12 protein-coding genes are annotated in these 11,256 nt (G+C 72.9%); 3 read left to right on the top strand and 9 right to left on the bottom strand.

The window, feature by feature from the left end:
* Window positions 1-13: 13 nt before the first annotated feature.
* Window positions 14-586: an ArsR/SmtB family transcription factor gene (locus ACIBI4_RS20725; RefSeq protein WP_399205708.1), complete on the top strand. Its 573-nt coding sequence runs from the start codon at window positions 14-16 to the stop codon at window positions 584-586.
* Window positions 583-765 carry a hypothetical protein gene (locus ACIBI4_RS20720; protein WP_399205409.1) on the top strand — a complete coding sequence of 61 codons (183 nt, stop codon included), beginning with the start codon at window positions 583-585 and terminating at the stop codon, window positions 763-765. Before ACIBI4_RS20725 ends, ACIBI4_RS20720 begins: the two co-directional genes overlap by 4 nt.
* 6 nt (window positions 766-771) lie before the next feature.
* On the opposite strand, the gene ACIBI4_RS20715 is transcribed toward ACIBI4_RS20720, so the two are convergent.
* The 4 genes from ACIBI4_RS20715 to ACIBI4_RS20700 form a co-directional block, all read right to left on the bottom strand.
* Window positions 772-1,560 carry a S16 family serine protease gene (locus ACIBI4_RS20715; RefSeq protein WP_399205408.1) on the bottom strand — a complete coding sequence of 263 codons (789 nt, stop codon included), beginning with the start codon at window positions 1,558-1,560 and terminating at the stop codon, window positions 772-774.
* Between the two features lie 64 nt (window positions 1,561-1,624).
* Window positions 1,625-2,734: an o-succinylbenzoate synthase gene (gene menC / locus ACIBI4_RS20710; protein ID WP_399205407.1), complete on the bottom strand. Its 1,110-nt coding sequence runs from the start codon at window positions 2,732-2,734 to the stop codon at window positions 1,625-1,627.
* Window positions 2,731-3,501, bottom strand: coding sequence for a chorismate synthase (locus tag ACIBI4_RS20705; RefSeq protein ID WP_399205406.1), 771 nt, complete (start codon window positions 3,499-3,501; stop codon window positions 2,731-2,733). The genes menC and ACIBI4_RS20705 overlap by 4 nt, the downstream gene beginning before the upstream one ends.
* 31 nt (window positions 3,502-3,532) lie before the next feature.
* Window positions 3,533-4,291 carry an NUDIX domain-containing protein gene (locus ACIBI4_RS20700; protein ID WP_399205405.1) on the bottom strand — a complete coding sequence of 253 codons (759 nt, stop codon included), beginning with the start codon at window positions 4,289-4,291 and terminating at the stop codon, window positions 3,533-3,535.
* Window positions 4,292-4,340: 49 nt separating this feature from the next.
* On the opposite strand from ACIBI4_RS20700, the gene ACIBI4_RS20695 reads away from it, so the two are divergent.
* Window positions 4,341-5,099, top strand: coding sequence for a DeoR/GlpR family DNA-binding transcription regulator (locus ACIBI4_RS20695; RefSeq protein ID WP_399205404.1), 759 nt, complete (start codon window positions 4,341-4,343; stop codon window positions 5,097-5,099).
* A gap of 91 nt (window positions 5,100-5,190) precedes the next feature.
* On the opposite strand, the gene dapE is transcribed toward ACIBI4_RS20695, so the two are convergent.
* The 5 genes from dapE to ACIBI4_RS20670 all read right to left on the bottom strand — a co-directional run bounded on the left by dapE (window position 5,191) and on the right by ACIBI4_RS20670 (window position 11,127).
* Window positions 5,191-6,258 (bottom strand): succinyl-diaminopimelate desuccinylase, encoded by a 1,068-nt coding sequence (gene dapE / locus ACIBI4_RS20690; protein WP_399205403.1) that lies wholly within the window; start codon window positions 6,256-6,258, stop codon window positions 5,191-5,193.
* A gap of 71 nt (window positions 6,259-6,329) precedes the next feature.
* Window positions 6,330-6,971 (bottom strand): IclR family transcriptional regulator, encoded by a 642-nt coding sequence (locus ACIBI4_RS20685; RefSeq protein WP_399205402.1) that lies wholly within the window; start codon window positions 6,969-6,971, stop codon window positions 6,330-6,332.
* Window positions 6,972-7,350: 379 nt separating this feature from the next.
* Window positions 7,351-7,518, bottom strand: coding sequence for a hypothetical protein (locus ACIBI4_RS20680; protein WP_399205401.1), 168 nt, complete (start codon window positions 7,516-7,518; stop codon window positions 7,351-7,353).
* A 222-nt stretch (window positions 7,519-7,740) separates the two neighbouring features.
* Window positions 7,741-9,534 (bottom strand): DEAD/DEAH box helicase, encoded by a 1,794-nt coding sequence (locus tag ACIBI4_RS20675; protein ID WP_399205400.1) that lies wholly within the window; start codon window positions 9,532-9,534, stop codon window positions 7,741-7,743.
* Between the two features lie 153 nt (window positions 9,535-9,687).
* Entirely contained in the window at window positions 9,688-11,127 is a 1,440-nt protein-coding gene (locus ACIBI4_RS20670) for an MFS transporter (RefSeq protein ID WP_399205399.1), read from the bottom strand.
* Between the last annotated feature and the right edge of the window lie 129 nt (window positions 11,128-11,256).

Here is an 11,256-nt window from a genome sequence, read left to right as displayed (position 1 = left end):
CGAGAACCCCGAGATCCGCGAACTCGACCCGCGCTCCCTGCGCGGCCTTGCCCATCCGCTGCGGATGCAGCTGCTCGACGCGCTGCGGCGCTTCGGCCCGGCCACCGCGTCCCAGCTCGCCGGCCGGCTGGGCGAGTCGAGCGGGGCGACCAGCTATCACCTGCGGCAGCTCGCCACGCACGGGTTCGTCGAGGACGCCCCGGAACGCGGGAAGGGACGCGAGCGGTGGTGGCGGGCGGTGCACCAAGGGACCCGTACGAACGAGGAGTTGCTGTACGACCCCGACCCTGCGGTACGGGGCGCGGTCAACACCCTCGTCCACCTCCAGGCCGACGCGCACACCCGCGAACTCTCCACGTTCATCGGCGGCTTCCACGACGTGCCGGAGGACTGGCGCGGAGCCTCCAACATCAGCGACTGGAACCTGCACCTCACGCCCGAACTCGCCCGGGAACTCAACGAGAAGCTGGAAGCGATCATCGAAAGCTACAAGGCCGCCGTTCCCGGTCGGCTCGATCCGGGCGAGCGCCCCTACCGCGTCCACCTGCACGCGTTTCCGCGTACTGACGAGGAGAACTCGAAGTGACACCCGAAGCGCACCTTTACCTGCACCGGCAGCGCACCACCGAACTCCCCGGCGCGGAGCCGGAGTCCGGGACAGCCGGGACAGCGACCGGCCTGCGGGCCCGCCTCGGCTGGACCCTCGTCCACGTGGGTCTGCGCCTCGCCGTACCGGCGCGCCCGGCCGCCGCGCTCAGCAGCTAGAGATCCTCAACAGCTGGGAACGTCCCCGCCCTTGTCCAGCGCCCGCAGCGCCTCGACCGTCTGGTCGAGGGTCGTGACCGGGATCAGCCGGAGGTCCTTCGGCAGTTCCGCCTTCGCGTCGGAGCACTCGGCCTTCGGGACCAGGAAGACCGTGGCGCCGTCGCGCTTGGCGGCCTGGGTCTTGAGGGAGACCCCGCCGACCGGGCCGACCTTGCCGTCCGCGTCGATCGTGCCCGTGCCCGCGATGGTGCGGCCGCCCGTCAGGTCGCCGCCCGCGCCGTTGCCGTCGAGCTTGTCGATGATGCCGAGGGAGAAGAGCAGGCCGGCGCTCGGCCCGCCGACGCCGGCGAGTTCCAGGTCGACCTTGATGTCGTCGGAGTCCTTGCCGAGGTAGGCGAGGGCCGCGTCGACCGCGGCGTTCTGCGACTCCTTCATCTGGGCCGCGTTGTGCCGCTCGATCTCCTTGACGTTGTCGCCCGACGGGTAGACCGCCTCGCGCGGCATGACCGCACGGTCGGTACGGAACCAGCCGTCGACGACGTCGCCGAGGTCCACGGACGCGTCGGGGCCGGTCGCGAGGATCGTGGTCATCCGCAGCTCGCCGTCGGTGTCCTTGACGGGCGCGCCCTCGATGGTGATCACCGGCTTCCCGTCGTGCTCCCCGAGCACATCCGCGGTCCCCCCGGGCTGCGCCACGGTGAACGGCAGCGGCGCGAGAGCGGCGACGGCGAGCAGCGCCACCACGGGGAGGGCGCTGAGGACGATGGCCGTGCGACGGCTGAGGCTCTTGAGCACGGGGTCAATCTAACGCGGTCGTCGGCAGCACCGTGGGCGTGGGCGCGATACCGCCCCAGGGCGGTCAGCTGACGTACAGGTCGCGCCGCCCCGTACCGAACCTCCGCAGCGCATCGGGGGCAGGGGCCACCCCGATCCCCGGCCCCGTCGGTACAGGAAGGTGGCCGTCCTCCAGGACAAACGGCTCGGTGAGGTCCTCGGCGAAGTACCGGCTGGAGGCCGACGTGTCCCCCGGCAGCGTGAACCCGGGCAGCGCCGCCAGCGCGAGGTTGGGTGCGCGCCCGATCCCTGTCTCCAGCATCCCGCCGACCCACGCCGGCACCCCGTGCGCCGCCGCCACATCGTGCAGGCGCCGCGCCTCCAGGTAGCCGCCGACCCGCGCGGGCTTCACGTTGACGACCCGGCACGCGTCCATCGCGATGGCCGACGCGGTGTCGCGCGCGTGGTGCAGCGACTCGTCCAGGCACACGGGCGTACCGATGCGCCGCTGCAGCAGGGCGTGCGCGTGCAGGTTGTTCTCCTCCAGGGGCTCCTCGATGAGCAGCAGCCCGTACGCGTCCAGCTTCCGCAGCTGCTCGGCGTCGGCCAGGGTGTACGCCGTGTTGGCGTCGACCTGGAGCGGCAGCGCGTCGCCGAAGCGCTCGCGCACGGCCCGTACGGGCTCGACGTCCCAGCCGGGCTCGATCTTGAGCTTGATCCGGACGTACCCCTCGGCGAGATAGCGCTCCACGTCGTCGAGCAGCGCCGGGACGGAGTCCTTGATGCCCACGGACACACCCGCGGGCACCCGGTCGCGGACCGCGCCGAGGAAGGTGGCCAGGGACATCCCGTACGACCGCAGCTCCGCGTCGAGGAAGGCCGTCTCCACGGCCGCCTTGGCCAGCTCGTGTCCCTTGACCTGCGCCATCACCGGCGCGAGCGCGGCGGCCGTGGGGCGGGGCAGGGCGGCGATGCGCGGGAGCAGGAAGTCGCGGATGACGATCTCGGCGCCGGCGACGAACTCCGAGCAGTAGTCGGGCGTGGGGTCGGCCGCGAACTCCGACCAGCCCTCCGCCTCGTCCGTGACGACGTGCAGCAGGAAGGTGTCCTTCGTGGTCATCGTGCCGAAGGAGGTGCGGAAGGGGGTGACCAGCGGGAGGGCCACGTGCAGGAGTTCCACGCGTTCGAGCTTCACGCCAGGGCTCCTCGCGGGCTCAGGGTGTACCAGCCGTCGCGCGTCATCGCCGTGGCCTCGTACCCCTGCGAGAAGGCCTCCGTGAAGACCTCCCGCACCGCGTGCCGCCAGCGCAGCGCGAGCTCCGGCTCGGCGGCGCGCAGCTTCACGATGTCGTCCGGGACGCGGCACCGGAGGGTGTCCTGCGAGCGGTACGCGAGGGGGTCGCCGTCGGGTGCGGTGGCGAGCACCTCGCCGGCGGGCGGGGGCTCGGCGCCGGGTCCTTCGGGTTCCGGGGCGGTCAGGTCCCAGGTGATGGTGAGGCGGTCGCTCTCGTCGCCGTCGTTGAGGCCGTCGGCCATCGGACCGTAGAAGTCGACGAGGTACTCCGTGCCGCGCCCGCCGAGCTTGACCAGATTGAAGCGGGCGTTACGCGCGACGAGCGGGTCGAAGGTCCAGCGCATGGTGCGCGCCCCGCGCTGCACGGCCCAGTCGCGCTGCGCCCGCTTCACGGCCAGGCCGACACCGCGGTCACTGGTGCGGGCGGCCGCGACGAAGGAGTAGCTGTCGTACGAGTCCGGCTCACCGAAGACCGCGACCGCCGCGCCCAGCAGGGTGCCGCTCGTGTCGTACGCCGCATGCACGGCGCCGCCCGCGTGCTCCAGGCTGTGCAGGACCTCCGCGGGGTAGGGCGGTGCGGTGTGCGGGGTCTGCCAGATGTCGCTGAAGAAGTCGGCTACGGCGGCGATCCCCGCCACGTCGTGGACGGTGCGGACGGTGACGGTCATGTCCCAATTGTGCCGTCGATCCGGGCCGCGTTCAGCGGGCGGCCGCCGCGGGGGCGAACGGGCCGTCCAGGGCCGCCCATTGCAGGAGCATGATCGTCTTGCCGTCGCTGATGCGTCCGTCCCGGGTCATGGCGAGGGCCTCGGTGAAGGGCAGTTCGAGCACCTCGATGTCCTCGCCGTCCTCCGCCAGGCCGCCGCCGTCCCCCGTACGGTCGGCCGGGGTGTACGGCGCCGCGAAGAAGTGCAGGCGTTCGGTGACGGAGCCGGGGCTCATGTAGGCGTCGAGGATGTGGACGAGCGGGCCCAGGTGCACGCCCAGCTCCTCGGCGCTCTCCCGCCGGATCGCGGTGACCGGGTCGTCCTCGTCGAGCAGCCCGGCCGCCGCCTCGATGAGCAGGCCGTCGGGGTGGTCGTTGACGTAGGCCGGGTAGCGGAACTGGCGGCTGAGCAGGACACGGCCCCGCTCGGCGTCGTAGGGCAGGACGACCGCGCCGTTGCCCCGGTCGTAGGTCTCGCGGGCCTGGGTCTCCCAGCGTCCGTCGCGGCGGCGGTAGTCGAACGTGGTGCGGCGCAGGACGTGCCAGCCCTGAGAGGTCAGCTCGACCTCGCGGATCACGACGCCGGGATTGCGGTCGAGGTCCCGCCCGGCCCGGTCGAGGCCGGTGCGGCCGCGGTGGTCGGGGGCGTCGACACCGGGGCGAAGGGTGCTGAGGTGAGGGGTGCCGAGGCGAGGGGTGCCGGCATGAAGGGTGGGGTGAGGGCTGCCGGGAAGTGCGGCGTCGTGCTCCATGGCGCGCTACGATACACGCAGAAACGTGCAAGAACAGGAGAGAATGCGAATGCTGGCCGCTGAACGGCGCGATCACCTGCTCGCCCTGCTGACCGACGAGGGGAAGATCGTCGCCAAGGACGTCGCCGCCGACCTGGGCATCTCCGAGGACAGCGTGCGGCGCGACCTGCGCGAGCTCGCCGCCGAAGGACGCTGCCAGCGGGTCTACGGCGGCGCACTGCCCGTATCGCCCGCGGTCGTGGACTACGGAGCTCGCCAGAGCGTGGCCCCGGACGGCAAGCGGAAGGTGGCCTCGGTGGCGGCGGCACTCGTGCCGCAGGGCGGCACGCTGATCCTCGACGGCGGTACGACCGCCCTCGCCGTCGCCCGCGCCCTGCCCAGGGAACTCACCTGCACGGTGATCACACACAGCCCGACGATCGCGGCGGCCCTGCTCGGCCACCCCAAGGCGGAGCTGTTCCTGCTGGGCGGGCGCGTCTTCAAGCACTCGGCGGTCACGTGCGGCGCCGCCGCCGTCGAGGCCGCGCAGAACGTAACCGCCGACCTCTGCCTCCTCGGCGTCACCGGTGTGCACCCGGAGGCGGGCCTGACCACCGGGGACGCCGAGGAGGCGGCGATGAAGCGCGCACTCGCCGCACGGGCCGCGGACACCTACGTCCTCGCCTCGTCCGAGAAGATCGGCGCGGCCTCGCGCTACCGCGTCCTGCCCTTCACCGAGGTCACCGGCCTCATCACGGACGCCGATCGCGAGGATCCGGTCATCGGGCAGCTCGGGGCACTCGGCGTCGAGGTGCTCACGGCAGAGTGAGCCCTGCCGGACAGACCGGGACCGGACAGATCCGGGATGTGAGCGGACCGCGCCGCCCGGCGCCCGCGTGGACGACCGCCCGCCGCGGCCTCTACCGCAACCACTCGCCGAGCGTCCGCTCGCACTCCCGCAGCTGCGCCACCGGCACGAACTCCCCTGCCGTGTGCGCCAGCGTCGGGTCGCCCGGGCCGAAGTTCAGGGCGGGGACGCCGAGTTCGGTGAAGCGGGCCACGTCGGTCCAGCCGAGTTTGGGGCGTGGGGCCGCGCCGAGGAAGGAGATCAGGGAGGCGACCGCCGGGCGGTCGAGGCCGGGCAGGGCGCCCGGCGCCGCGTCCGTCACCACGAAGTCGTCGTACGAGGCGGGATCGAAGAGGCCGCGTACGTAGTCCTCGGCCTCCTTCGGCGAACGGTGCGGCGCGAAGCGGGCGTTGACAGTGATCACGCACTCGTCGGGGACGACGTTGCCCGCCACCCCGGCCCGTACGGCCACCGCGCTGAGCCCCTCGCGGTACTCCAGACCGTCGATCAGCACCCGCTCGGGCGTGTGGTCGGCGAGGCGCTGCAGGATCGCGGCCGCGCGGTGCGCCGCGTTCACGCCCGTCCAGGCGCGGGCGGTGTGGGCGCGGGTGCCGCGGACCACGAGGTCGGCCTGGAGCACGCCCTGGCAGCCGGCCTCCACGCCCGCGTCGGACGGCTCCATCAGGATCGCGAAGTCCGCGGCGAGGAGTGCGGGGCGGTGCGTGGCGAGCCGGAGCAGTCCGTTGCGTTCTCCCTCGACCTCCTCGCACTCGTAGAAGACGTACGTGATGTCCCGTGCGGGAGCGGTGAGTTGGGCCGCGAGGCGCAGCGCGACCGCGACGCCGCCCTTCATGTCACAGGCGCCGAGTCCGTACACCCGGTCCTGTTCCAGGCGCGAGGGCAGATTTCCCGCGGCCGGGACCGTGTCGAGGTGACCGGCGACGAGCACGCGCTCGGGGCGGCCGAACTCCGTGCGGGCGACGACGGTGTGCCCGAGCCGCTCGACGGTGAGGTGCGGCAGCGCGGCGAGGGCCGACTCGACGGCGTCGGCGAGCGGCCCCTCGGCGCCGCTCTCCGAAGGAAGGTCGACCAGGGCGCGGGTCAGGGCGACCACGTCGGCGGTCAGGTCAAGGGAGGTCACGGGGGCTCCTGGAGTACGGCGCTGCACGTCCTCCCAGCAGACCACACGGCGGACCGCGCCCCTGAAGTCCGTCACCGCAGCGCGTCGGCGACCTCGCGGGCCGCGTCCAGGACCCGGGGCCCGACGCGTTCCGGTATGGAGTCGGACAGCATGACGACGCCCACGCTGCCCTCTATGCCGGTCACCCCGAGCAGCGGTGCCGCGGCGCCGCTCGCCCCGGCCTCCAACTCGCCGTGGGTGAGCGTGAATCCGGGCTCCGCGGCGACGCTCTGGCGGGCGGCGAGGATCGCCTTGCCCGCGGCGCCGCGGTCGAGCGGGTGCCGGAAGCCGGTGCGGTACGCGACGTGGTAGTCGGTCCAGGTCGGCTCGACGACCGCGACCGCGAGGGCCTCAGAGCCGTCGGCGAGCGTCAAGTGGGCGGTGGCGCCGATGTCCTCGGCCAGCGAGCGCAGCGCGGGCAGCGCGGCCTCGCGCACCAGCGGGTGCACCTGGCGGCCGAGGCTGAGCACCCCGAGTCCGACCCGGGCGCGGCCGCCCAAGTCGCGGCGCACCAGGGCGTGTTGTTCGAGCGTGGCCAGCAGACGGTAGACGACCGTGCGGTTGACCCCGAGCTTCGTGGAGAGTTCGGTGACGGTCAGTCCGTGGTCCGTGTCGGCGAGCAGCTTGAGGACCCGTAGGCCCCGGTCGAGCGTCTGGGAGGTCTCCGCGGTCACGACGCCCTCTCCTTAAGGTGAGTTGCGACGGCCTGGGCGCGGCGAGAGCGGGATGACCCCGTCGCCGTTCCCGTCGGCGACGCGCGCCAGAGGCCGCCGGTCATCGGCGCCACCGGAGGCCTGACTCCCCCGGCGGGCTGGCACCCGCACCGGCTGCGCTCCGCGGCGGCGCTGCCACGGGGCGTGTGCGTTGCCGGGACATTAGCGAGCGGGTCCGCTCAGCGGAAGACTCCGTCCAGAATCCGGGCACCTGGGGCTGCGGGTCGGGGTGGTGCGTACCGGTTGGCCCGGATTCCGGGGGCGCGGTCGAGCGGACTCGCGCCGTGCGTCCGGCGAGTCTGTCGGGTCCGGCGGGTCCGGCGGGTCCGGCGGCGTTCCCCTAGCCGCGCCCGGCCACCACCATCGCCGCGCCGATCGCGAGGATCAGGAGCGCGCCCGCGACAGTCCAAAGTCCCGGCAGCAGCGGCGAGGCGAGGAGGATCGCCACGGCGGCCGCGCCGCACAGCGCGAACGCTGCGGTCCTGCGGTGCTTCGGGCGGTACGTCATGGCTGCGGGACCTCGGTCGGCCGGGTGGCCGACGGCGGAACGGCCGGCCCGCACACCAACGTAATGATCGCGTAAGCGCCTGTGGACCGGCAGAAGTCCCGGCCCGCCGGGCGAAGGTCCCGGCCGCCGGCGGCCAAGGTCCCGAATGCGCCGATACGCAGCGGTCCGGTCCGGCAGACGCGGCGATACGCGGCGGTCCGGCCCGCACACGCGGCGCGCCCCTCACCGCATTCGCGTGGCCCACTCCTGCACCTTGGCGATCCGCTGCCGCAGCTGACCGGCCGTGGCCTCCGCGCTCGGCGGGCCGCCGCACGTGCGGCGCAGCTCGGTGTGGATCACGCCGTGCGGCTTGCCGGACTGGTGGACGTACGCGCCGACCATCGTGTTGAGCTGCTTGCGCAGTTCGAGCATCTCCTTGTGGGAGACGACCGGACGCCGCTCGGCCGGCATCTCCAGGAGATCGGCCTCCTCGGCGGGCTTCTTGCGGCTGTGCGCGATCTGCCGCTGCTGGCGCTTGTGGAGCAGCAGCTCGACCTGGTCGGGTTCGAGCAGCCCGGGGATGCCGAGGTAGTCCTGCTCCTCTTCGCTGCCGGGATGGGCCTGCATGCCGAACTCGGCGCCGTTGTACATCACCCGGTCGAAGACGGCGTCGGATTCGAGGGCCTCGAACGGCAGCATGTCCTGCTCGCCGGTGTCCTCGTCCTGCTCCTTGTTGGCCTCGTCCATCTCGGCCTCGGACTCCGCGTACGGGTCCTCCTCGCCGTCCTTCTTCGGCTTGTCGAGCACGTGGTCGCGCTCGACCTCCATCTCGTTGGCGAAGCCGAGCAGGTCGGGGATGGTGGGCAGGAACACGGACGCGGTCTCGCCGCGGCGCCGCGACCGTACGAAACGGCCGACGGCCTGTGCGAAGAACAGCGGGGTCGAGATGGTCGTCGCGTACACCCCGACGGCGAGACGCGGTACGTCGACGCCTTCGGACACCATGCGGACCGCGACCATCCAGCGGTCGGTGCCCTCGCTGAAGTCGTCGATCCGCTTCGAGGCGCCGGTGTCGTCGGAGAGCACGACGGTCGCCTTGGTGCCGGTGATCTCGCGGATCAGCTTCGCGTACGCCCGCGCCGAGTCCTGGTCGGAGGCGATGACGAGCCCGCCCGCGTCATGGATGGACTTGCGGACCTCGGTGAGGCGCTGGTCGGCGGCGCGCAGCACGTTCGGCATCCAGTCGCCGCGCGGGTCGAGCGCGGTGCGCCAGGCCTGGCTGATCGCGTCCTTCGTCATGGGCTCGCCGAGCCGCGCGGCGATCTCGTCGCCGGCCTTCGTGCGCCAGCGCATGTTGCCGCTGTACGAGAGGAAGATGACGGGCCGCACGACGCTGTCGGCGAGCGCGTTGCCGTAGCCGTACGTGTAGTCGGCGCTGGAGCGCCGGATGCCGTCCCTGCCCTCCTCGTACTGCACGAAGGGGATCGGGTTGGTGTCGGAGCGGAACGGCGTACCGGTCAGCGCGAGGCGGCGCGTGGCGGGCTCGAAGGCTTCGAGGCAGGCCTCGCCCCAGGACTTGGAGTCACCGGCGTGGTGGATCTCGTCGAGGATCACGAGGGTCTTGCGCTGCTCGACGCGGTTGCGGTGCAGCATGGGCCGCACGCCGACGCCCGCGTAGGTCACGGCGACCCCGTGGTACTCCTTGCTGAGCGGGCCCGCGCTGTACTCCGGGTCCAGCTTGATCCCTATCCGCGCCGCCGCGTCCGCCCACTGCTTCTTCAGGTGCTCGGTCGGAGCGACGACGGTCACCTGCTGCACCACGTGGTGATGCAGGAGCCAGGACGCGAGCGTCAGCGCGAAGGTCGTCTTGCCGGCGCCGGGGGTGGCGACGGCCAGGAAGTCCCTCGGCTGCTCCTGCACATACCGCTCGAGGGCCCCCTGCTGCCAGGCCCGCAGCTTGTTGGCGGTACCCCAGGGGGCACGGCCGGGGAAGGCGGGTGAGAGGTGGTGCGAGCTGCTGGTGGCGGTGGTAGTCACGGTCTCCGGGTTCGGCGGTCGGCTGCGTCTGACGGTCGACGGTCGGGAGCCGGCGGACGGGTCTGGGCTCCGTATGACAACCGGGCCACCTTACCGGTGCGGGTGTTTCGGGCCGGGGTGACCGAGCCGGGTCGGACCGGGGTGCGACATGGGTCACACGGTGCGGGCGGGCGTGCGGAGCCGTCCCGCCACCCATATCCCCACGGCCGCGACGAGCACCGACAGCACGAACACCGAGGCGAAGGCGGTGGCGGGCCCGCCGGTGGCCGCGTCCGCTCCGTGCCCCGACAGCGCGCCCCCGCCGAGCGCGGCGAAGGCCGCGCCGCCGCCCGCGAGCAGCAGGGCGTTGGACAGGCCGTCGGATATCTGGAGCGCCGCCGAGTTCGCCCCCGCCTCCGAGGGCGCCGAGAGGCTCAGCAGGAGCACGCTGGTGGAGGAGATCACCAGGCCCATGCCGAAGCAGCCCCAGGCCCAGGCGACCGCGACGATCCACACGGGAACGGACTCGATCAGGACGGTCGGGGCCGCGGCTATCGCGGTGGTCACCAGGACCATGCCGGTGCGGACCAGCGGCTCGCGGCGGTGTTCGAGGCGTGGGCGGGACTGCAGGTAGGAGCCGAAGGCCCAGGTGGCGCCGCCGACCGCGAGCGCGAGACCGGCCATGGTCAGGGAGAGGCCGCGGCGTGAGACGAGCATCAGCGGGATGAAGGACTCGGCCGCGATGAACGAACCGGCCGCGATGCCCCTCAGCAGCACCACGGACGGCAGCCCGCGGCCCGCGCGGAACGTGCCGCGCGGAAGGAGACCGAGGACCGACGGCACCAGGACCGCGGCGCCCGCCACGGCGGGCAGCACGGACAGGAGGCGCAGATCCTGCCCCGCGTACTGCAGGAGTCCCGCGCCGAGCGAGATGCCGAGCGCGAGCCGGATCCGGCGGGCCTCGAAACGCACGGGGGCGTCCTGGGGCGGTCCGCCCGCGGTGGTACGGATCGCCGGCAGCGCGAGCAGCAGCGGGAGCACGACCAGGGCGGGGATGCCGAGGAACACCCAGCGCCAGCCCAGGTGTTCGGTCACGGTGCCCGCGACCAGCGGGCCCACGATCGCCGGAACCACCCAGCCCGCCGCGAACGCGGCCATGATCGCGGGCCGCAGCTTCTCGGGATACGCCCGGCTGACGACGACGTACAACGCGACGATCACCAGACCGCCGCCGAGCCCCTGCACCGCGCGCCCGGCGATGAACAGCCACATCGCCCCCGCCGTGCCGGACAGGAGCAGCCCGGCCGCGAAGGCGCCGATCCCCGCCGCCAGCGCTCCGAGCGGTCCGCGCCGGTCGGCCCACTGGCCGGCCAGGACCATGCCGAAGAGCGAGGTGGTGAAGTAACCCGAGAACGCGAAGCCGTAGAGCGCGACGCCGTCCAGCTCCCGGGCCGCCACCGGCATCGCGGTGCCGACCGCGGTCGCCTCGAAGGCGATGAGGACGACGACCGAGACGATGCCGATGCTGAGCGCGCGCAGACGCCGGCCGAGCACCCCTTCATCCGGGGTGCTCAGGGTCGGGGGCGCCGCGGTGCGCGAGTCGACTGCTGCCATGCGCAAACCGTACGGGCCGCGACTGACAACCGCCCCTGACCAGCGGCGGGACCCTCCTGGTCCCTTGGTCCTAGGCCTGCGCCCCGCGCACACGCCCGCTCATGCCACCCCGCATCATGAACGCGGCAT

Origin of the sequence: Streptomyces sp. NPDC050418 (genome assembly GCF_044458745.1) — a bacterium.
Lineage (GTDB): Bacteria > Actinomycetota > Actinomycetes > Streptomycetales > Streptomycetaceae > Streptomyces.
This window is presented reverse-complemented; position numbering and strand designations above follow the sequence as displayed.